Here is a 20944-nt window from a genome sequence, read left to right as displayed (position 1 = left end):
AGGGCTCAGGCGGTGGTCCTGCGGTAGCGCACCCAGACGTCGCCGGTCTGCACATGGCCGGTGAGCCGTACGCTGACGCCGTCGGGCGCGAGCGGCACCGGCGGGCGGTTGTGGACGGCGCCCATCCGGCGCCGGACGACCTCCTCGTCGTGGACCCACCAGCCGCGGGGCACCACGACGACGATGTCGCCGAACCAGGAGGTGATCTCGACGTCGAGCAGCACCTCCCGGTGCGGGCAGTCGGCCAGGGTGAAATCGATCCGTACCCTGCCCCATCTGCCGGCCTCGGCGCTCATGTGCCGGGGCACCGTCCAGCGGCCCGCCTGCGTGATCCTGCCGCTGCCCGTGTGGAGCCGCAGTACGTCGCCCCCGGCCGGCGTGCGGGACGGAGGGCCGGCCGACGTGGGAGAAGGGGTGGCGGCCGGGGAGAGTGCGCCGTACCCCGGCAGGTCCGACACGACCTCGTCCAGCTCGCCCAGAGTGCGGGCGGCGTAGGCGCGGTCGATCCGCCCGGTCAGCTCCTCCAGGCTGATGCGCCCCTCGCCGGCGGCGACGCGGAGGATCTCCGCCACCTTGTCGCGATCCTGATCACTCGCCCGGAACTTCCGGTGATCGGTCATGATGCCCACCCTTCGCCCCAGCCCGGCTGTCGATGATGACCAAAACATCACCTGAAATCCGCTATTCCGTGCTTTGTCGAGGGTAGGCAGGAAGTGGTCCGGCGACCAGCTGCGCCGCGGTGCGGTGCCCCTGGGCCGGCACATTTCTGGTGACCCCGGAAGCGGGTGGAGTGCGATGACGTCCTGGCCGCGGCCGGACGACGAGGCCGAGCGGGTGCGCGAACTGGAGGAGCTGCACGCCCTCGACGCCGTCCCCGAGCCGCAGTTCTCCTCCATCGCGACCCTGGCCGCGCACGTGTGCGGCACACCGATCGGACTGGTCAACCTGGTCGGGCACGACACGCAGTATCTCAAGGGCCGCCACGGCATCACCTGGACCGAGATGGACCGGCGCGATTCGTTCTGCCAGTACACCATCTGCGGCGACCGGATCATGGAGATCCCCGACGCCCAGGCCGATCCCCGCTTCCACGACAACTCGGTCGTGGTGGGGGAGCCGTACGTGCGCTTCTACGCGGGAGCGCCGGTGGTCAGCGGTCACGGCCACGCACTGGGCACGGTGTGCGTGGCCGACACCCGGCCGCGCCTGCTCTCGGACGACCAGCGCCAGGCGCTGACGACCCTGGCGGGCAACACCGCCGGGCTGCTGCAGCTGCACCACCACGCCCTGCGGTCCGAGCAGATGCTGGCCCGGATGCGGGAGGTCGAGGAGCTGAAGAACCAGTTCCTGCGCACCGTCAACCACGAGCTGCGCACCCCGCTCACGGCGATCAGCTCCTACCTGCAGATCATCTGTGACGGTGACCTGGACGAGGCCACCGAGCAGAGGTTCCTGCGCGTCATCAAGCGCAACAGCGACCGGCTCCGTGACCTGCTGGACGAGCTGCTGCTGATGGCCAGCCTCAACGCCGGCACCGCCGCCTTCGCCCCGGACCAGGCCGACCTGGCCGCCCTGGTCCACCGTACGGTGGCCGCCCTGGCCGAGCGCGTCCGCACCGGACAGCTGACCATGACCGTGCACGCCCCGCGGGCGGTGATGGCGTGCGCCGACGCCGGGCGGGTCCAGCACGCCCTGACCCAGCTGCTGGACAACGCGATCAAGTTCACCCCGCCCGGCGGCCGCATCGAGGTGGCCGCGTGGAGCGATCCGGCCCCGACCGTGGAGGTGTGCGACACCGGCATCGGTATCGGTGCGGCCGACATCGAGCACGTCTTCGACGACTTCTACCGCGCGCCCGAGGCGGAGGAGCGCGCCATCGGCGGCACCGGCATCGGCCTGTCCATCACCCGCAAGATCGTCGAGTTGCACGACGGCACCGTGCAGATCGACAGCCGCCCCGACAAGGGCACCAGGGTCCGCCTGATCCTGCCCGCCCCGCTGCCGTGCGGGTAGGGCGCCGACCGGTCCGGCCGCACGCGCGGACCGTCCCAGGGCGGCACCGCCTACGCGACGTCGGGCCGGGTCATCAGCGGCGACCGCAGATGCAACGCCAGATCGGGACCGGTCAGCGGCACGACGTTCCACGTCGCCACCGCCGTGCCCGCGGCGGCGTCGACCACCAGCCGGACCCGGTGCGGGGTGGTGATGACGTACAGGTCGGCGACGAACGCCCCGCCCTGCCAGGCGCCGGTCGCGACGACCGGGCGGCCCAGCGGAGAGCTCTCCCTCCACCGGCCGTGGCCGACCGCCACCTCCAGGGAGGCCCCGAGCCGCAGGAGCCATCCGCCGTCCACCGGATCGACGGCCACCGCGGTCCCGCCGGGCAGCGGCGAGTCCTCGCCGCAGGCGTCGATCCGGGCCTTGGCGGAGCGCTCCGGGGCGGCCCGGCCCGGCACCGGCGCGAGGGACAGCCGCCGCAGCCGCTCGGCGAGGATCTCGTCGTCCCGGGTGCTCGCGGCGTGGTCCAGGCCGGGCAGCAGGCACTCCCACAAGGGGTCGAGAACGGCCTCGATCTGCGTTTCGGCGCCGGTCACGGCGACCACGAGGTCGTGCGACGGGACGACCACGCACAGCTGGCCGAAGGCGCCCTGGCCGCGGTAACCGTGACGCGACATCCAGAACTGGTAGCCGTATCCGCAGAGCGCGTCGGGGCTCTCCGACCAGCCCTCGACCTGCAGGGTCTCGATGTGCCGCCTGGTGGCGAGCTCCACCCATCCGCGCGGGACGAGCCGCCGGTCGCCCCAGAGGCCGCCGCGCAGCAGCAGCTCACCGAAGGCGGCGACGGCCTCGGTCGTCAGGTGCAGCCCGTGGAATCCGAAGGCGGCGCCACTCGCCACCCGGTCCCATTCGGCGTGCTCGACGCCCATCGGCGCGAAGAGGCGCTCGTCGAGCAATTCCGGCAGGGTGCGTCCGGTCACCCGTTCGACCATCCGGGCCAGGACGAAGGTGGTCGCGTTGTCGTAGGCGTGCCGGGTCCCCTCGGCCTCGGGGAACGGGACGCGCAGGAAGCCCTTGACCAGGTCGCCCGGTTCCAGCCGCCAGGCCTCGTCGAGGCTGTCGGCGCGGTGCCCGGTCGTCATGGACAGCAGATGGTGGACGGTGAGGCGGCGCCCCTGCTCCGAGATGTCGGCCGGGACGTGGTCGGGCAGCACGTCCACCACCCGGTCGTCCGGCGAGAGCAGCCCGTCGGCGATCGCGAGCCCCACGGCGATCGAGGTGAAGGACTTGGTCAGCGAGTAGAGCAGGTGCGGGCGTCCGGCCGAGTACGGCGCCCACCAGCCTTCGGCGAGGACGTGGCCGTGGCGCACGACCATGATGGAGTGGCACTCGACGGATCGCGCTTCGAGCCGGTCCAGCAGTGCGGTGATCGAGCGGGACGACACCCCTGAGGCGGCCGGTGTCGAGCGCGGCAGCAGGGCGCGTTGAGAGGGCATGCGGGGAACCTAACAAACCCACCGAACACGCCCAATCGATTTATGCGGCCCGGTCCGCCGTCCAGGAGTGCTCCGGTGATCACCGCCGGCGGTCGCGAGGCGGTCCGCGGCCGCCGGCTCCGGGGCGGCGGCACCCGTCCCGCCGCCCCGGAGCCGGTACCGCCGTGCCGGAGGAGCGGGGGTTGCTAGTCTCACCGCCGTGACGGTCAGAAACTCCCACTGCTCCTTCTGCGGTACGGCCTACACCCCGGACCAGGCCTGGCCGCGGACCTGCTCCGCGTGCGGGAACACCTCCTACCTCAACCCTCTCCCGGTCGCGGTGATGGTGCTGCCGGTGGACGAGGGCCTGCTGGTGGTCCGCCGTGACGTCGAGCCGCACCGGGGCGCGCTCGCCCTGCCCGGCGGCTTCATCGACCTGGGTGAGTCCTGGCAGCAGGCGGCCGTGCGGGAACTGCGGGAGGAGACGGGCATCGTCGCCGACGTCGCCGACGTCCGGCTGTTCGACGTGCTCAGCGCCCCCGACGGCACCGTTCTGGTCTTCGCCCTGGGCCCGCGGACCGCCGCGTCCGCGCTCCCGCCGGTCGCTCCCACGGCCGAGACGTCGGAGTGGCTGGTGATCGACCGGCCTCGGGAACTGGCCTTCCCCCTGCACACCCGGGTCGCGGCGGCCTACTTCGGCACGCGGCGCGGAGCGGCCTGAGTGCGGCGCGAAGAGGCGGCCTGCGGGAACGCCGTGCGGTGGACCGGCCCGGTGAGACGGGAGCAGGGCGGACAGGCCGCCGGGCCCGTCGGTCGGTGCGCATGAGCGACCACGATGTGTTCCTCGCCGACTGTCCCGCCCGCAGCACGCTGAACCTGATCGCCGACACCTGGTCGGTGGTCGTGGTGTTCGGGCTGGGCGGCGGCCCCCGGCGCTACAGCGACCTGCGCGACCGGATCGGCGGGATCAGCAACAAGATGCTCACCCAGACGCTGCGCAAGCTGGAGCGCAACGGCCTCGTCGAGCGGCGGGATCTGGCCACCGCGCCCGCAGGCGTGGAGTACCGGTTGACCGAGCTCGGCCGCAGCCTGCTCGGACCGGTGACGGTACTGGCCCGATGGGCCGAGGACCACGCCGAGGAACTGGCCGGAGAGGACGGTCCCTGATCGGAGAGGACCGCGCCTGACCGGAGAGGACGGCGCCTGACCGCGCAGGGAACCAGGAGGTTCCCTGCGCCTCCCTAGCGTTACCGCCCATGAGAATCGGAATCTTCGGCGCCGGGGCGATGGCCGGCGCGCTCGGCACGCGGTGGACCGCGGCGGGGCACGAGTTGATGATCACCGGTCGCACGGCGGCCAAGGCGCGCGCCCTGGCCGCCGGGTGGGGCGCCCGCACCGGCGGCTTCGGGGAAGTGGCCGAGTTCGCGGACGTCGCCCTCATCGCGGTGCTCCACCAGGGGATGGCGGCCACGCTGGACCGGATCGGTGACGCGCTGCGCGGCAAGGTGATCATCGACTGCAACAACCCGGTCGAGGTCGAGCACTTCACCCTGGTCACCCCGCCCGGCCGGTCGATGGCCCAGGAGATCGAGCGGGCGACCGGCGGCCATGTCGTCAAGGCGTTCAACCTCTGCCACGCGCGGGTCTGGCGGCTGGACCCGCCGGTGTTCGACGGCCGCCGCCTCACCGTGCCCTACTGCGGTGACGATCCCGCCGCGCTGGACGTCGCGCGCCGGCTGATCACCGACCTCGGCTGCGAACCGCTGCCGGTGGGCGGTCTCCGGCACGCCCACCACCTCGAGGCGACGGCCGCGATCGTGATCTCGTTGCTGTTCGGCGGGCACGACCCGCACACGGTCTTCAACCTCGTCGACCGCACCACCGTCACCACGAGTGCGCAGCCGACTTCGCCGGATCGCCGCCCGTGACCGCTCCGCGGAGTCCGAGCCGGAGCCCGCCCTCACCCGCGGATCCGACCGGCGGCCCGCTCCCGTGACGTCGATGGAACGCCGATGGAACACCGATGGAACGCGGAGGACCCCGCCGGCGTTGTCACTGTCGTACGGCGTCCGCACGAGTGAGGAAACGATGCGCCTTCTACTCTTCCTGGCCTTCCTGGTGGTCCCGGTCCTGGAGATCTGGGCGCTGATCCAGGTGGGGCAGGTCATCGGCGGCCCGCTGACGGTCGCCCTGCTGCTCGCGGACAGCCTCCTCGGCGCCTGGATCGTCCGCCGTGAGGGCCGCAGGGCCTGGCAGAGCCTGCAGACCGCGCTGCAGGGCGGCCGGATGCCCGACCGGGAGCTCGCCGACGGCGCCATGATCGTCGCGGGCGGGGCGCTGCTGCTCACCCCGGGCTTCCTCACCGACGTCGCCGGGTTCCTGCTCGTGCTGCCGTTCACCCGGCCGCTGATGCGCAGGCTCGGCACCTGGTTCTTCGCCCGCAGGATCCGCACGCTGGCCGCGCGGGCCGCCGGTCCCGGTCTCGCCTTCGGCACGCCGTTCGGCCCGATGGGAGCGTCCTTCGACGAGGCGGCGCGCGGCCGGGCCGGCGGGTCCGGCCCGGTGATCCACGGTCAGGTGATCCACGACGAGCCGGCGGGACCGGCCCCGCGAGACTCCGGCCGCGACCTCACCGGTCGCTGACCGGCGGTCGCGCTCCGGGAGGGAGCCGGCCGCCGGCCGGTCGTGCGATCCGGATCGCCGGCCGGCGTCCGGCGGCTCTCACGACGAGCTGAGTTCGGCCAGGCGGCGCAGGGAGAGCCGGAACAGCGCCTCGTTCAGCGGGCGCAGCAGCGGCCAGCCGAGCCGCCCTGCGGCGCCGAACGGCAGATCGAGTTCCTCCTCCCAGACGATCGTGCTGCCGCCGCCCTCGCGGGGCAGCACCCGAAAGGCGCCCCTGCCGCGCACCAGCCGTCCGGTGTGCCGGACCTCGACCACCGCCGGCGGATCCCAGCGGGTGATCTCCATGGTGTCCAGGAAACCGAGCGGGCCCACGCCGGTGAAGGCCGCCAGCCTGCTTCCGGCGCTGCGCCCGTCGCCGGCCGCGACGTGCGCGCGGGTCAGGACCATCCACTCGTCGTGCCGCGGCCAGTCGGTCAGGACGGCGAACACCCGCTCGGGGCCGGCCGCCGCGTCACAGGAGACGCTGATACGGGTCTTGGTCACGACCACGTCCTGCCCGGGAACCGGCCCGCTCTCACCGGACGTCCCCGGGCCCTTCCCGGCCCGGGGACGTCCGGCGTCCCGCCCGCGCCCGGCGGCCCCGCCTCGCCGGGGCCGCCGCCGTACGCCGGGAGAGCGCGGACGGGACGGGGAGGCCGCTCGGCTACGGGGCCGCGTCGGCGGGGGCGTCGACGTAGATCTCGCCGAACTGCACCGCCGGGGGAGTGAGGCCCGCGAAGTTCCGGTCGACCGCGGCCCTCTCGGCGGTGTTCGGGTAGGGGTTGGTGCAGCCGGTGCCCGCGCTCGACCCCGACATCAGGTCGGTGCACCGGCCGGTGCGCCGGTCGGGCAGGCCCAGGATGTGGCCGATCTCGTGGGTGGCGATGCGCAGCGGGGCGTAGCCCTGACTCGTGGCCTGCCGGCCCATCCAGACCGTGCCCCGGCCCCGCCCGACGGGCTGGGCGCGGGGCCAGCCGTTGTCCGCGAGGACGACGAAGTCGGCGGGGCTTCCCGCGACGAGGCGGACGTTGCTCACGCTGTCGTTCCAGATCTGGGCCGCCTGGTCCACGGCCGAGCGGAACTCGGCGGCCCGGCTCGCGTCGTAGCGGACGACGCGGACCGCCGCCTGGGCGGTCCGGTCCGTCTGGACCGCGGGGGCGGGGGAGAGGGGAGCCGCCTGGGCGGGGGGCGCGGTCGCGAGGAAGGCGAGTCCGAGGGCGAACGCGAGGGCGGAACGGGGGATCCTTGACATCCTTGACATCTCTGTCGGGCCTCCTCGGCCGATGGGGGGTGGTCAGGCGAGGTGCCGTCACGATATTGACCGAGGAGTTCGCCGGGAATCTGGCAAAAATTCCCTATCACGGTGCTATGGGGGCCTGGTGGGAGGTCCCCGGCCGGCTCTCTGACAATGATCAGCATAAAAGAGTCAAAAGGCAGTTATGGGTCATATGCGGACGATTCTGTAGGATTTCCAGCCCACGGCCACGGCCGATCCGCCAATGGTTGGAGCACTCGATGCCGGATGGGCACTACGGCGTCCTCGGAGGCGCCCTGGACGGCCGCCCCGGATCATCCGCCGCGCAGGCGAGGCTGCCGCGCCGGGAGGCGGCCCTCCGCTGCACGCAGGAGAACGCGCATCGCCGCTGCATCCTGCCGCCCGGCCACGTGCTGGACCACGTCTACCCTCCCCGCGGGCTCGGCGCCTCCTGACGAGGCGGGCTCCGGCCTGCCGCGGCGCGTCCGGGCCCCGAGACCGTGCGGCCGGCCCGGCGCCACGGATCTCCGACCGCCGAGGCCTCCTGCGGCAGGGAGATCGCGGACGTCTAACATCGGGCGGGTGGATCTCCTGGGGACGGACGCGGGTGAGCGGCCGCGGACGCCGGTGGAGGTGTTCGAGGAGCAGCGGCCCCGGTTGCTCGGTCTGGCCTACCGGCTGCTCGGCTCGGCCGCCGAAGCCGAGGACCTGGTGCAGGAGACGTTCCTGCGCTGGAGCCGAGCCGGCCGTGTCGATGTTCCGGCCGCCTGGCTGACCAAGGTAATCACCAATCTGTGCCTGAACCAGCTCGCTTCGGCGCGGCGGCGCCGGGAGAGCTACGCGGGCCCGTGGCTGCCCGAGCCGGTACTCACCGGGGACGGCGTGCTCGGTCCGCTGGAGACCGCCGAGCAACGCGAATCGGTGTCACTGGGCCTGCTGGTCCTGCTGGAGCGCCTGAGCCCGGCCGAGCGGGCCGTCTTCGTTATCTGCGCGGTCTCAGCGTCCGGCCGGAGGCGTCCGCGGTGACGGCGGCGGTCGCGGAGGTCAACGGCGAGTTCGCCGTGCTCCTGCGGCACGCGGGCGAACTGCGCGCGGTCATGGCCGTGGAGATCGGCGATGGCCGGGTCGACACGGTGCGGACGCTGATGAATCCCGCCGAGCTCGCGTTCGCCGCCGCTCAGCTCGTGTGAGGACGCTCACACCCGGGCGGTGTCACGAATCGAGCGGCCTGCCGGTTCAAATGGGGACTCGATCGGAGGAACCATGGCAGAGCGCGTTGTGGTACTGGGCGCCGGTTACGCCGGGCTGGCCGCCGCCAAGCGGGCGGCCCGGCGGTTGCGCGGCACCGATGCCCGGGTGACGCTGGTGAACGTGAGCGACCGGTTCGTGGAGCGGGTGCGACTCCACCAGCTGGCGGCCGGGCAGGTGCTCGCAGACCTGCCCTTGCGCGGCCTGCTCGACGGCACCGGTGTGGAGCTGGTGGTGGCCGGGGTGACGGGACTCGACCTCGGCGCGCGGGTCGTGCGGCTGGACACCGTCCCGTACGAGGTGGGCTACGACGTGCTGGTCTACGCTCTCGGCAGCGGCGCCGACCTGGACGCGGTGCCCGGGGCGGCCGAGCACGCGTTCACCCTCGCCGTCGCGGGCGAGGCGGTCCGGCTGCGGTCACGCCTGACCGAGGCCCGTACGGTCGCCGAGGTCGGCCCGGGCGGATTGTTCCTGGAGAACGGCCGCGAGGCACCCGCCGACACCGTGGTGTGGGCCGCCGGCTTCCGCGTCGCCGGCCTGGCGGCGGCTTCGGGACTGGCCGTGGACGAGCAGGACCGCATGCTGGTCGACGCGACCCTCCGCTCGCTCTCGCACCCCGGGGTGTTCGGCATCGGGGACGCCGCGAACGCGCAGGCCGCGGGCGGGCGATCGCGGATGTCCTGCCAGACCGGCCTGCCGATGGGACTGCAGGCGGGCGACGCGGTGGCCGGCCTGGTGACGGGACGAGACCTGCGCCCGGCCAGGATCCGTCATCTCTGGCAGAACATCAGCCTGGGCCGCCGCGACGGCGTCACCCAGTTCACCCGCGCCGACGACAGCCCGCTCGGCGCCGTCCTGACCGGCTGGGCATCGGCACGCCACAAGGAGGCCGTCATCCGCGGCACCGTGTGGAGGCTGCGCCATCCCGGGCCCTGCGGTCCGGGCGCGTGATCCGTCACCGTCCGGTCCCCGCCCGGGGTCGGCGGAGGCAGGTGCAGGGTAAGGAGATCCCACTCCCCGCCACTTTCAACGTACAGCGCACAGGGGGGCTTGCGGCAAGACCCGGGTCCTGCCGCAGAATCGGCGGCCGGACGCGGTACCGACGAGGAAGCGGGGGCACGGCGTGGATGCGTTGACCGAGCGGTACGTGGTGGATCTTCAAGAGGTGGACGAGACGCAGGTCGCGGTCGTCGGCGGCAAAGCCGCGCAACTGGGCGGGCTGTCGCGGATCGAAGGCGTCCGCGTGCCGGCCGGGTTCTGCGTGACGACGGCCGCCTTCCGGCGGATCATGACGGAAGCGCCGTCGGTCGGCGACCGGCTCGACCGGCTGTCACGCCTGGACCCGGACGACCGGGAGTCGATCCGCACGCTCAGCGCGGAGATCCGCCGGACCATGGAAGGGATCGCCGTCCCGGACGACCTGGCGGCGGCGATCACCCGCGCGCTCGCCCGGCTCGGCGGGCGGACCGCCTGCGCCGTGCGGTCCAGCGCGACGGCGGAGGACCTGCCGACGGCCTCCTTCGCGGGCCAGCAGGACACGTACCTGAACGTCGTGGGGCCGGCGGCGGTCCTCCGGCACGTCAGCCGGTGCTGGGCGTCGCTGTTCACCGAGCGGGCCGTGACCTACCGCCTGCGGAACGGCTTCGACCACCGGAAGGTCCGCATGGCCGTGGTCGTGCAGCAGATGGTCTTCCCGGATGCGGCCGGCGTCCTGTTCACGGCCGACCCCGTCACGGGCGACCGGAAGGCCGCCACCGTGGAAGCCGGCTTCGGCCTCGGCGAGGCCCTGGTCTCCGGCCTGGTGAACCCGGACGTCTTCAGGGTGCGCGACGGTGAGGTCGTCGCCCGGGCGGTCGCGGCCGGACGGCGTGCCGGCCACGCCCCGCCGGCCGGGGGAACGCGGGAGGCGGAGGCCGACCCGGAGCGGCAGGGGCGGCCGGCGCTGACGGATGCGCAGGTCGTGCGGCTCGTCCGGCTCGGGCGGCGGATCGAAGCGCATTTCGGCCGCCCGCAGGACATCGAGTGGTGCCTGGCCGGCGACGACTTCCAGATCGTGCAGAGCCGGCCGATCACCACGTTGTTCCCCGTCCCCGCGGCCCGCGACCGGGAGAACCACGTCTACGTCTCCGTCGGCCATCAGCAGATGATGACCGACCCCATGAAACCCCTGGGGCTCTCCATGTGGCGGCTGACGGCCATGGTGCCGATGCACGAGGCCGGCGGGAGGCTGTTCGTCGACGTCACCCGGCGCCTGGCCTCGCCCGCGAGCCGCGCCGGCCTCCTGGACGTCATGGGGAGAGGCGACCCGCTGGTCAGGGACGCGCTGGAGACCGTACTCGACCGCCACGGCTTCGTCCCGACGCTCCCGGACGGCGATCCGGGCGGTCCCGGCGGGCCGCCGGCCGGCGGCCCGCCCGCCCCGATCGAGACCGATCCGGCCATCGTCGCCGAGCTGATCGAACGCAGCCAGGCCTCCCTCGCCGCCCTGCGGCGCGACATCCGGACGAAGACCGGACCGGCGCTGTTCGACTTCCTGCTGGAGGCGTTCCAGGAGCACAAGCGGGTCCTCGGTGACCCGTTGAGCATGCAGGTGATCATGGCGGGGATGGAGGCCACCTGGTGGCTCAACGACCGGCTGCGGGAATGGCTGGGCGAGAAGAACGCGGCCGACACCCTCACGCTGTCCGCCCCCGGCAACGTCACGTCGGAGATGGGACTCGCGCTGCTTGACGTCGCCGACGTGATCCGCCCGCATCCGGAGGTGGTGGCGTTCCTGCGGGGCGTCGAGGACGACGGCTTCCTGGACGGGCTGCCGGAGCTCCCGGGCGGGGCCGAGGCGCGCCGCGCCATCGAGTCCTACCTCGACCGGTACGGCATGCGCTGCGTCGGCGAGATCGACGTCACGAGACCGCGCTGGCGCGAACGCCCCGCCACGCTAGTGCCCGCCATCCTCGACAACGTCAGGAACTTCGAGCCGGGCGCCGCCGGACGGCGCTTCGAGCGAGGACGGCAGGAGGCGCGGAAGAAGGCGCAGGAGGTGCTCGAACGCCTGCGGGCCCTGCCGGACGGGGAGCGCAGGGCCGACGAGACCGAGAGGATGATCGACCGGGTCCGGACCTTCATCGGCTACCGGGAGTACCCGAAGTACGGCATCGTCAGCCGCTACCTCGTCTACAAGGAGGCCCTGCTGGAGGAGGCCGGGCGTCTCGTCCGGGCCGGCGTGCTCCCTGAGCGGGAGGACGTCTTCTACCTCACGTTCCAGGAGTTCCACGACGCCGTGCGCTCGAACCGGGTGGACGAGGAGCTGATCCGCCGGCGCAAGGAGGAGTTCCGGTCGTACCACGCGCTCACGCCGCCCCGGGTGCTCACGTCCGACGGCGAGGCCGTCACCGGGGCCCACCGGCGCGACGACGTGCCGGCCGGCGCCCTGATCGGCCTGCCGGTCTCCGCCGGGACCGTCGAGGGGCGCGCCCGCGTCGTCCTGGACATGGCCCGGGCCGATCTCGAACCGGGTGACATCCTCGTCACGGCCCACACGGACCCGAGCTGGACGCCCCTCTTCGTCGCCGTCGCAGGCCTGGTGACGGAGGTCGGCGGACTGATGACGCACGGCGCGGTGATCGCCCGGGAGTACGGCCTGCCGACCGTCGTCGGCGTGCCGGACGCCACCCGGCTGATTCGCGAGGGGCAGCGGATCCGCGTGCACGGAAGCGACGGGTACGTCGAGATCCTGCCTTGACCGGCGTCCCGGAGGGCCGGCCCCGGCGGGGGGAGCGCCGCACCGCTGACCGGCCCGCCGCGCCGGTCCTGGGCGGTCGGCCGGTTCCACACCCGCCCTAACCGGCCGGTCTGTTCCGCCGCCAGAACCGGAGCGCGGCCCGCACCGCCCTGACACCGGCCCGCACGGCCGCGATGGCCGCCGAGCCGACCGCTCCCACCAGGGGTTCGCGCTCCTCCTCGGCGGTGGGACCGGGGTCGGGCCCGCAGGGCGTGGAGTCCCCTGCGCGGCAGGCCTCCAGCTGGGCGGCGAAGGCCAGCCCGAGGAAGAGGGCCATCGAGCTGAGGAAGGACCACAGCAGCAGGGCCATCACGGCGGTGAGCGGGCCGTAGGTGGCGCCGAAGGTGCCGCTGCTCTCGATGTACAGGGCCAGGAGCAGGGTGAAGGCCGTCCACAGGACGAGGGCGACCAGCGCCCCGAAGGCCAGCCAGGTGTGGCCGGGCTGCCGGCGCCGCGGGGAGGCGCGGAACAGCACGGAGGTCGACAGGAGCGCGAGCAGGAAACCCAGCGGCCAGCGCACCAGCGCGAAGGCGTCCTGGGCGCCCTCCCCCCAGTCGTACACCTCCGCCAGAGCGCGGCCGATCGCGCCGCCGCCGACCATCGCCGTGAAACCGGCCGTCATGAAGGCACCCGCGGTCAGCGCCATCACCAGGGCCCTGGCGTATTTGCGGTGGAAGGGGCGGTCCCGTTCGACGCCGTAGATGCGGTTCGCGCCCCGCTCGACCTGGGCCATCGCGCTGGTCAGCGAGACCAGCGCGGTGAGCAGGCCGAACGAGAGGGCGAGGGTGCCGCCGGTCCGGCTCGCCTGCCGGTGGCTGTCGTCCAGCACGTCCCTGACCGCCTCGACGCCCGGGCCGGGGGCCAGGTGGCCCAGCGTCAGCTCCAGGGCCTGGCCGAGGCGCTCCTGGTCGATCACCGAGCTCAGCCCGACCAGGGCGATGGCGCCGGGGATGATGGACAGGCAGATCTGGAAGGCCAGCGCGCGGGAGTTGGTCAGGCCGTCGCCGTACCGGAAGCGGGTGTAGGAGTCGCGGGCCAGATGCCAGCGGCCGTACCTGCGGAGTGTGGCCCACGCGTGGTCGGCGGAGAGCTCCTCGCCGTCCATGCTGCGGGTCTGCGGCACTCGTGTTGCGGTTCCCATGTCGGTGAGAAGAATGCCGGAAAAGTCAGCCGGTGAACAGCGGAGGACGGCACGGGACCGCCTCCGGACGGCGCGGGACCCCGGCACCCGAGAGGTGCCGGGGTCCCGCCGCGGTCCGCGGCCCCGCCGGTCGGCGAGCGTCCCGGTCAGGCGCTCTTGCGGCGCTGGGCCCGGAGGATCGCCAGACGCTCGTTGAGGACCTCCTCGAGGTCCTCGATCGTGCGCCGCTCCAGCAGCATGTCCCAGTGCGTCCTGGGGGGTTTGGCCTTCTTGGCCTCCGGTAGCTCGCCGTCCACCCGGATCGCGGTGACACCGCACATGCGGCACTCCCACGTCGCGGGGATCTCGGCCTCGGCCGCGAACGGGACGTCGAACCGATGGCCCTTCGGGCAGGTGTAGGAAACCTCCTGACGCGGGGCCAGATCGGTGTTGCGGTCGTTCTCGTAGCTGGTCGCCCCGAGTCGGGTACCGCGCAGCGCACGCTCGCCCATGTCTCAATGCCTCCTGAAGGGCCCCGTCGTGAGGGGTTGAACTCCCACGGCGTACAACGCTTGATACCGTGTGTGGATTCCCACACACGGCGTGATCCAATCGCGCTTTTCGCCGCCGTCCTCGGCGAAGTGCCCCCGGAGGGACCCTCAGAGGCGTTCGGGGACCGGGTTGCCGGCCGCGCGGATGGCCTTGGGCAGGTTGAGCGCGGCGAGCCCGGCCAGGCCGACCAGGAAGAAGACCACCAGCGAGAGGATGCCGAGCCGGTAGCTGTCGGTCAGCTGGAGCGCCAGACCCAGGGTGAAGGAGCCGAGGAACGTCGAACCCTTGTCGCTGATCTCGTACAGGCTGTAGTACTCCGCCTCCTTGCCCCTGGGGATCACGTGGGAGAACAGCGAGCGCGACAGGGCCTGGGTGCCGCCCATCACGATCGCGATGGCGAACCCGAGGGCGAAGAACGCCGCCGCCGACCCCTTGGGCAGGAAGTACGCCACGGCGACCACGGCGGTCCAGGCCACCAGCGCGTACATCACGATCCGCTTGGCGCCGAAGGAGGCCGCCAGCCTGCCGAGCAGCAGCGCGCCGCCGAACGCCACGAACTGCACCATCAGGATCGCGCCGATCTGCACCTGCTGGCCCAGCCCGAGCTCCTGGTCGGCGTAGGTGGCGGAGAAGGAGATGACCGTCTGCACGCCGTCGTTGTAGATGAGGTAGGTGACCAGGAAGCCCAGCGTCAGCGGGTAGTTGCGCAGGTCCTTGAGCGTACGGCCGAGCTGCCGGAAGCTGCCGGTCACGGCTTGCCCCGCGGTCTCCCCGCTCCGCGCCGCGGCCCGCCGGTTGCGCAGCCGCAGCATCGGGATGACCGTGAACCCGCCCCACCACAGGCCGGCGGAGGCCAGCGCCAGGCGCACCGCGTCACCCTCGGCGACGCCGAGGGACTCGTGGCCGAGGAACAACCCCAGATGGATCGCGAGCAGCAGGCCGCCGCCGAGATAGCCGAAGCCCCAGCCCCGCGCCGAGACCCCGTCGCGTTCGTCGGCCGTGGCGATCTGGGGCAGGAACGAGTTGTAGACGACGAACGCGGCGGCGAAGCTGACGCTGGAGACGATGAACAGGAGACCGCCCAGCAGGTAGCGGTCACCGGACAGGAACCAGAAGCAGACCGTCGCGCCCGCGCCCAGGTAGGCGAAGGCCCCCATGATCTCCTTCTTCCGGCCGGTGTGGTCGGCCAGGGCTCCCACCATGGGCATCAGGATGATCTGCAGGATGGCGGCGACGCCGACCACGAAGGAGTAGTAGGCGCTGGGCCGGATGTCGAACCAGAGCACGGGGACGTACTCGGCTCCGGCTGCGGCGGTATCGGCGATCTTCTTCAGGTACGGCCCGAGGAAGACGGTCAGGACCGTGGTGGGGAAAGCCGAGTTGGCCCAGTCGTACCAGTACCAGCCGCGCTGCTCGCGGCGGCGGGACTGCGGGGTCTCTTCGACGGCCGGTTCGGCGGTCATGGCGTCCTCGGTTCGCTGGGGGAGGAGGGGATCGGGGAGTCGCGCCGGGTGGTCGGGGAGCCGCCGGGGAGCGGCCGGGGGACTGCGGGGAGCCGCGGGGGAGCGGCCGGAGGGGAGACCGCGGGGGCGGCCGGAGGGGGACCGCGGGGGCGCCGCGCCGGGTCAGGCGGCGAGCCTGCCGGGGTGCCACTGTCCACGGGCCTCGAGCACCCCGCGCAGCCCGGAGATGTTGTCCGTCATCACGCCGTCCACGCCGAGGTCGAGCAGGCGCTCCATCTCCACGGGGTTGTTGACCGTCCACACGTGCAGCTGCATGCCCAGGGCGTGCGCCGTGCGGACGAGGGACGGGGTGGTGACCCGCAGGCCGCGGAAGCCCACCGGGACCTGCGCGCACGGCACCCCGGCGCGGGCCAGCCGGGAGAGCAGTCGGCCGTAGGCGGCGGTGCTGGCGGCGGCGCGCAGGGTGGCGACGCCGCGTGGGCCGAGGGAGGAGCACACGTCGCGGCCGATGGCGGCGCGGGCGCGCAGCAGGCGCTCGTCGGAGAAGGAGGTGAGGCAGATCCGGTCGTAGGCGTTGGTCCGCCGGACCACCTCGGCCAGCGGCGCGATGGCCGTCGACTCCTTGACGTCGATGTTGAAGCGCGCCTCCGGCCAGGAGCCCAGCAGGTCCTCCATCAGCGGGATCTCGTCCACGCCGCCGATCCGCGCCTCGCGCACCACCCGGTACGGCAGGGCGGCGATCCGGCCGCGCCGGTCGGTCACCCGGTCCAGGGTGTGGTCGTGGAAGGCCAGCAGCACGCCGTCGACGGTGGCGTGGGCGTCGGTCTCCAGGTAGGTGTAGCCGAGTTCCACCGCGCGGGCGAAGGCGGCGTGGGTGTTCTCCCGGTTCTCCGAAGCCCCGCCGCGGTGGGCGAAGGCGAGCGGTCCGGGATGGTCGAGAAACGGATAACGACGCTGCACGTGCAGGAGTATGCCCGGTATGAGCGGAGCCCGTCATCGACCGCGGGTGAACGTTTGGGTCACGGCCCTCAAAACCCTCCCCACCGGACCGTCCCGCGGCGCCCGGCCACCCGGAGCCGGGCCCGCCCGCCGTACCGGGACGGACGGACGGCGGGTCCGGTACGGCGGGCGGACGGGCGGCGGGCGCGGGCCGTGCGGTACGGCCTGCGCCCGCCGCGCCACTACGTCCCGGGGTGGAACACCGCCCGGACGCAGCCGTCCTTCTTGTTCTTGAACAGGTCGTACCCCTTCGGCGCCTCGTCCAGGGGCATCGGGTGCGTGGCGAGGTGGGAGGTCTTCAGCTCGCCCTTGGCCATCCGCTCCAGCAGCATCGGGATGTAGCGCTGCCCGTGCTGCTGCGCGCCCCTGACGGTCAGCCCCTTGTTCATCATCGCGCCGAGCGGGAACTTGTCCACGGTCCCGCCGAAGACGCCGAGGACGAAGACCGATCCGCCCTTGCGGCAGGCGTAGATCGCCTCCCGGACCGCGGACGGACGGTCCGTCTCCAGCCTCAGCTGCTGCTTGACCTGGTCGTAGACGCCCTGCACGCCGGTGTCGTGCGCCTCCATGCCGACCGCCTCGATGCAGACGTCGGGCCCCCTGCCGCCGGTCCGCTCCCGCAGCTCGGCCCCGACGTCGGTGGCGGAGTAGTCGATCGTCTCGGCGCCGACGTGCCGCTCGGTCATCGCCAGCCGCTCGGGGTGGCGGTCGATCGAGATCACCCGCTCGGCGCCGAGGAGCATCGCCGCGCGCGCCGCCATCTGGCCGACCGCGCCGCATCCCCACACGGCGACCACGTCACCGGGCTTCACCCCGCCCAGGTGGGCGCCCATCCAGCCGGTGGGCACGGAGTCGGAGGCGAACAGGGCGCTGGTGTCGTCCACGCCCTCGGGCACGGGGAAGGCGCCGTAGTCGGCGAACGGGACCCGGACGTACTCGGCGTGGCTGCCCTTGAACCCGCCCATGGCGTGGGAGTAGCCGAAGACGCCGCCGGGCTCGTACCCGAACAGGGCCTGTCCGATGCCGGGGTTGGTGTTGGCGTTGTCGCACAGCGACCACAGGTCGTTCTCGCAGTACCAGCACCGGCCGCAGGAGATGAACGAGCAGACCACCACCCGGTCGCCCATCTTGTGCCTGCGGACCTCCGATCCGACCGCGACGACCTCGCCGATGAACTCGTGGCCGATGACGTCGCCGGCCCGCATCGCCGGGATGTAGCCGCCCAGCAGGTGCAGGTCGGAGCCGCACGTCGTGGTCAGCCGGACCTTCACGATCACATCCTGGGCGTTGAGGATCTGCGGGTCGGGGACCTCCTCGACCGAGAGCTCGTTCACGCCCTGCCAGCACAGCGCCTTCACAGCCGTCCCTCCCCGCTCGCCCGGCGGATCGCCAGGTCCAGCACCTTCCCGGTCGCCGTGGGCCGGTTCGTGGACGGTTCGTCGGGACGGAGGACCTCCCCGGTCTCGAGGAGGGACTTGGCCTCGCGAAGGGCCCTGCGCACCTCCTGGCGGGGGTCGTCACCGCTGATCCGGGCGACCGCCCCGCGGGCGCCCCGGGGGGGCGGTTCGAGCAGCCGCGCGGCGAGCTCCGTACCGCGGCCGCCGGGAGCCTTGCGGACCCGCACCTCGACGGTGTCGCCGAGCCGCACCAGGGGTTCCGGCAACCGGCCCTCCGGCATGACCTCCTCGGGGGAGCGGTTGACCGTCACCGGCAACCACCTGTTCGCCTCCCGGGGATCACCGCCCGGGTCCGCGGCGCGGCGCGAGGACAGCCACCGCGCCATCCCCGCTCCGGCGCCCGCCAGGGCCACCGCGGCCGCCATCGTGGCCGTACGTCTCATGATCTCCACCTCTCAACGAAAGGGCTTCGAGGGTCGTCCGATCCCGCCGCGGCTACCCGGCCGGGCGGCCGCCAATCCGGGCCGCCCGGATCGGCGGCGCGAGAGGCCGTGCGGCGCGGCGGCCGCGCTGAGGGGAGGGACGGCGGGAGAGACCGCGACGGAGGGGACGCGGTGGACGCGGACGCGGCCAAGGGACGCGGTGGTCGCGGTGAAGGGATACGGCAAAGGGCCGCGATGCGGGGCGCGCTGGAAGGGTGCGGCGTGGCCGGAGGCCGCGTGGAAGGACGTGCGGTGCGAGAGGTCGTGGCCGCCCGGGCCGATACGGGTACCGGGCGGTCCGTACGGTCAGGCGGGCCGGCGCGGTGACCGCGGGGCGGCTGCGGGGCCCGGCGTCACATGCTGGCGCCCTGCCGGGAGCCGGCCAGGGCCGCGGCCCGTTCGTCCGGGCTGGTACCACCCCAGACACCGTGCATCTGGTGCGTGCTGAGCGCGTACTCCAGGCACTGGGTGCGCACCGGGCAGCGCCGGCAGACGGCCTTGGCGTGCTCGTGCTGCATGTGGCCCGGCCCCTGGAGCGAGATGGGGAAGAACAGTTCCGGATCCTCGCTGAGGCAGGCCGCGAGGCGGGACCAGTGCGTGATGAAGGCGATGTCATTCCGAGAAGTCACATCAAATCCAATGAATGTGGGATAAATCCGACCGATGTCGGCTCAACTTGTTCACTCGGATGCCCGCGCCTGTCGGGTTCATACGGGTTCGGGAGAGAAAAGGTCGGCAAAATCGGCGTCGGAGAATTCACGATCGGCGCAGCAGGGAGATGACGGCCCGCTCCACGCCGCCGTGGGTGGACAGCTGCCCGAAGCCGGCCTCGGCGCCGAGCTCGGTGAGCGCCCGGGCGATGGTCCGGCCCTTCTCGTAGGCCTCGACGACACGGGGATCGACGTAGGACGCGCGGGCGACGGCGGGTGTGTTGCCGAGGTAACGGGCCACCTCGGTCATCACCCTGCTGACCGCCCGCCTCCTGCCGGTCCGGGACCGGGCCCGGGTGGAGACCGCCAGGCCCACCGCGGCGAGCACGGTCGCGTGCCAGGTCCGGAAGTCCTTGGCCGACACCTCGCACTCGAACGCCTCGCGCAGGTAGGCGTTGATGTCGTCGCTGCGCACGTCCACCCAGCGGGAGCCGTCCCGGTAGCGCAGCAGCTCTCCGTCCTCGCCGGTCCGGTGCAGGGCGGTGACCACTTCGCACACGTCCGCGTCGACGATCTCCATCTCGCGGTGCTTGCCGCCCTTGGCCGGGTAGGCGCAGGTGACCCGGCCCGCCGCGCAGGTGACGTGCTCCATCCGCAGCGTCGCCAGGCCGAACGACTCGTACGACTCGCCGCCCACCCGGAAGAAACCGATGTCGAGCATCCGGGCTGCCGCGGCGAGCACCCGCTCGCGGGTCAGCTCGCGCTGCTCCAGGTGCTCGGCGACGCGGTCGCGGAACTTCGGCAGCCGGTCGGCCATCTCCAGCACCCGGTCGAACTTGATCCGGTCCTGCTCGACGCGCCAGACGTCGTGGTACCGGTACTGCCGCCGCCCGGCCGAGTCGGTGCCGACCGCCTGGATGTGACCGTCCGCCGACCGGCAGATCCACACGTCGGTCCAGGCCGGGGGGAGGGCCAGCGACCTGATCCGCGCGATGGTGCGGCGGTCGCGGACCGGCCGGCCGTCGGGGTGGTGGTAGCTGAAACCGCGGCCCCTGCGGCGGCGCCGGATACCCGGCTCCGCGGGGTCGCTCTGGCGAAGTTCGGTCATGGGCGGCCCCTACCCGCGCGGGCGCGGCATATGAACGGAGGGCGGGCGGGGGCCTGCGTAAACGGGAGGTCGGGAACGGGAACGCGGATTCCGGGAGCGCGTGGCGGAACGGAACGGATCACCGCGGGGACCTCCATGATCGGTCCGTGGGCATACCGAACCGATCATGGAGGTCCCCGTGGGGAAGCTGAACGACGACGCCAAGGAACTGTTCCGCCGGCCGGTGCACGGATGGGTGACCACCCTGCGGCCGGACGGCTCGCTGCACAGCACCGTGGTCTGGGTGGACGTCGACGGTGACGACGTCGTCTTCAACACGGCCGTCGGCCGGGCCAAGGAACGGCACCTGCGCGCCGATCCCCGGGTGTCGGTGAGCGTCCTGGACCCGCAGGACGCCTTCCACCTGGTGAGCGTCTCGGGCACGGCACGGCTGGAACCGGAGGGCGCCGACGCGGTCATCGACCGGCTGGCGAAGAAGTACCTGAACGTGGACTCCTATCCGTACCGCCAGCCGGGTGAGCAGCGCATCACGGTCCGGGTCGCCCCGGAGCAGGTGATCTACAGCGCGGGAAGCTGACCCGCCCCTGCGCCCCGCGTCCGCGCGCTCCAGACCTCGACACCTCGACGCCTCGACGTCCCGCCGTACCACCGTCCCGCCGGGCCGGGTCCCGCCGGGCCACCGTCCCGCCGGGCCGCCGGGCGGTCGCTCCGCCGTGCCCGGCCGGGCACGGCCCGGCGGACACCCCCTAACATGTCGC

General features: G+C 72.9%; 23 protein-coding genes. 11 read left to right on the top strand and 12 right to left on the bottom strand.

All coding sequences use genetic code 11. The features are described from left to right. Positions 1-5 precede the first annotated feature (5 nt). The gene (locus HS048_RS23025; protein WP_068897481.1) at positions 6-620 is read right to left on the bottom strand and encodes a DUF1707 domain-containing protein; all 615 of its coding nucleotides are present in this window, start codon (positions 618-620) and stop codon (positions 6-8) included. A gap of 175 nt (positions 621-795) precedes the next feature. On the opposite strand from HS048_RS23025, the gene HS048_RS23020 reads away from it, so the two are divergent. After that, on the top strand, positions 796-2013 hold the full coding sequence (locus tag HS048_RS23020; protein ID WP_196468633.1) for a GAF domain-containing sensor histidine kinase: 1218 nt from the start codon (positions 796-798) through the stop codon (positions 2011-2013). Between the two features lie 50 nt (positions 2014-2063). On the opposite strand, the gene HS048_RS23015 is transcribed toward HS048_RS23020, so the two are convergent. Further along, on the bottom strand, positions 2064-3494 hold the full coding sequence (locus HS048_RS23015) for a serine hydrolase (RefSeq protein ID WP_196468632.1): 1431 nt from the start codon (positions 3492-3494) through the stop codon (positions 2064-2066). A 199-nt stretch (positions 3495-3693) separates the two neighbouring features. Between HS048_RS23015 and HS048_RS23010 the strand changes: the two genes are divergently transcribed. The 4 genes from HS048_RS23010 to HS048_RS22995 all read left to right on the top strand — a co-directional run bounded on the left by HS048_RS23010 (position 3694) and on the right by HS048_RS22995 (position 6116). Then, the gene (locus tag HS048_RS23010) at positions 3694-4194 is read left to right on the top strand and encodes an NUDIX domain-containing protein (protein WP_068897370.1); all 501 of its coding nucleotides are present in this window, start codon (positions 3694-3696) and stop codon (positions 4192-4194) included. 101 nt (positions 4195-4295) lie between these two features. Continuing rightward, a complete protein-coding gene (locus HS048_RS23005) occupies positions 4296-4640 on the top strand; it encodes a helix-turn-helix domain-containing protein (RefSeq protein WP_068897369.1) in 345 nt (114 codons plus the stop codon). Positions 4641-4729: 89 nt separating this feature from the next. Beyond that, positions 4730-5401, top strand: coding sequence for an NADPH-dependent F420 reductase (locus HS048_RS23000; RefSeq protein WP_196468631.1), 672 nt, complete (start codon positions 4730-4732; stop codon positions 5399-5401). A gap of 160 nt (positions 5402-5561) precedes the next feature. Beyond that, positions 5562-6116 (top strand): FxsA family protein, encoded by a 555-nt coding sequence (locus HS048_RS22995; RefSeq protein WP_196468630.1) that lies wholly within the window; start codon positions 5562-5564, stop codon positions 6114-6116. Between the two features lie 78 nt (positions 6117-6194). Here the strand turns inward: HS048_RS22995 and HS048_RS22990 are convergent, their stop codons facing one another. Then, on the bottom strand, positions 6195-6638 hold the full coding sequence (locus HS048_RS22990) for an SRPBCC family protein (RefSeq protein WP_196468629.1): 444 nt from the start codon (positions 6636-6638) through the stop codon (positions 6195-6197). Positions 6639-6798: 160 nt separating this feature from the next. Then, the gene (locus HS048_RS22985) at positions 6799-7395 is read right to left on the bottom strand and encodes a snapalysin family zinc-dependent metalloprotease (RefSeq protein ID WP_230881846.1); all 597 of its coding nucleotides are present in this window, start codon (positions 7393-7395) and stop codon (positions 6799-6801) included. Positions 7396-7649: 254 nt separating this feature from the next. On the opposite strand from HS048_RS22985, the gene HS048_RS37450 reads away from it, so the two are divergent. The 5 genes from HS048_RS37450 (at position 7650) to rph (ending at position 12376) form a co-directional block, all read left to right on the top strand. Beyond that, positions 7650-7844 (top strand): hypothetical protein, encoded by a 195-nt coding sequence (locus tag HS048_RS37450; protein WP_230881845.1) that lies wholly within the window; start codon positions 7650-7652, stop codon positions 7842-7844. 127 nt (positions 7845-7971) lie between these two features. After that, on the top strand, positions 7972-8415 hold the full coding sequence (locus HS048_RS37445) for a sigma factor (RefSeq protein ID WP_307832601.1): 444 nt from the start codon (positions 7972-7974) through the stop codon (positions 8413-8415). Then, a complete protein-coding gene (locus HS048_RS22975) occupies positions 8412-8579 on the top strand; it encodes a hypothetical protein (RefSeq protein WP_157237473.1) in 168 nt (55 codons plus the stop codon). The genes HS048_RS37445 and HS048_RS22975 overlap by 4 nt, the downstream gene beginning before the upstream one ends. 73 nt (positions 8580-8652) lie before the next feature. Continuing rightward, positions 8653-9588, top strand: coding sequence for an FAD-dependent oxidoreductase (locus tag HS048_RS22970; RefSeq protein ID WP_196468627.1), 936 nt, complete (start codon positions 8653-8655; stop codon positions 9586-9588). A 172-nt stretch (positions 9589-9760) separates the two neighbouring features. Continuing rightward, on the top strand, positions 9761-12376 hold the full coding sequence (gene rph, locus HS048_RS22965; protein WP_307832600.1) for a rifamycin-inactivating phosphotransferase: 2616 nt from the start codon (positions 9761-9763) through the stop codon (positions 12374-12376). 97 nt (positions 12377-12473) lie between these two features. On the opposite strand, the gene HS048_RS22960 is transcribed toward rph, so the two are convergent. From HS048_RS22960 to HS048_RS22925, 8 genes are all read right to left on the bottom strand, one after another. Then, positions 12474-13556, bottom strand: a complete 1083-nt coding sequence (locus HS048_RS22960; protein ID WP_084008338.1) for a YihY/virulence factor BrkB family protein — start codon at positions 13554-13556, stop codon at positions 12474-12476. A 146-nt stretch (positions 13557-13702) separates the two neighbouring features. After that, positions 13703-14047, bottom strand: a complete 345-nt coding sequence (locus HS048_RS22955; protein ID WP_068897362.1) for an RNA polymerase-binding protein RbpA — start codon at positions 14045-14047, stop codon at positions 13703-13705. Positions 14048-14194: 147 nt separating this feature from the next. After that, positions 14195-15550, bottom strand: coding sequence for an MFS transporter (locus HS048_RS22950; protein ID WP_068897361.1), 1356 nt, complete (start codon positions 15548-15550; stop codon positions 14195-14197). A 162-nt stretch (positions 15551-15712) separates the two neighbouring features. Continuing rightward, the gene (locus HS048_RS22945) at positions 15713-16510 is read right to left on the bottom strand and encodes a glycerophosphodiester phosphodiesterase (protein ID WP_068897360.1); all 798 of its coding nucleotides are present in this window, start codon (positions 16508-16510) and stop codon (positions 15713-15715) included. 221 nt (positions 16511-16731) lie between these two features. Beyond that, complete coding sequence (locus tag HS048_RS22940) at positions 16732-17907, bottom strand: zinc-dependent alcohol dehydrogenase (protein WP_068897359.1); 1176 nt, start codon at positions 17905-17907, stop codon at positions 16732-16734. Further along, positions 17904-18389, bottom strand: coding sequence for a hypothetical protein (locus HS048_RS22935; protein WP_196468626.1), 486 nt, complete (start codon positions 18387-18389; stop codon positions 17904-17906). The genes HS048_RS22940 and HS048_RS22935 overlap by 4 nt, the downstream gene beginning before the upstream one ends. Positions 18390-18781: 392 nt before the next feature. Continuing rightward, entirely contained in the window at positions 18782-19057 is a 276-nt protein-coding gene (locus tag HS048_RS22930) for a WhiB family transcriptional regulator (RefSeq protein WP_374058790.1), read from the bottom strand. Positions 19058-19184: 127 nt separating this feature from the next. Further along, positions 19185-20186: a DNA topoisomerase IB gene (locus tag HS048_RS22925; RefSeq protein ID WP_068897358.1), complete on the bottom strand. Its 1002-nt coding sequence runs from the start codon at positions 20184-20186 to the stop codon at positions 19185-19187. Positions 20187-20364: 178 nt separating this feature from the next. Here HS048_RS22925 and HS048_RS22920 point away from each other — a divergent pair, with 178 nt between their 5' ends. Next, on the top strand, positions 20365-20763 hold the full coding sequence (locus tag HS048_RS22920) for a TIGR03618 family F420-dependent PPOX class oxidoreductase (protein WP_196468625.1): 399 nt from the start codon (positions 20365-20367) through the stop codon (positions 20761-20763). Positions 20764-20944 lie beyond the last annotated feature (181 nt).

It is taken from the genome of Planomonospora sp. ID91781 (assembly GCF_015711595.1).
GTDB lineage: Bacteria > Actinomycetota > Actinomycetes > Streptosporangiales > Streptosporangiaceae > Planomonospora > Planomonospora parontospora.
Note: the sequence above shows the minus strand (reverse complement) of the source record. Positions and strands in the feature narration are given on the sequence as shown.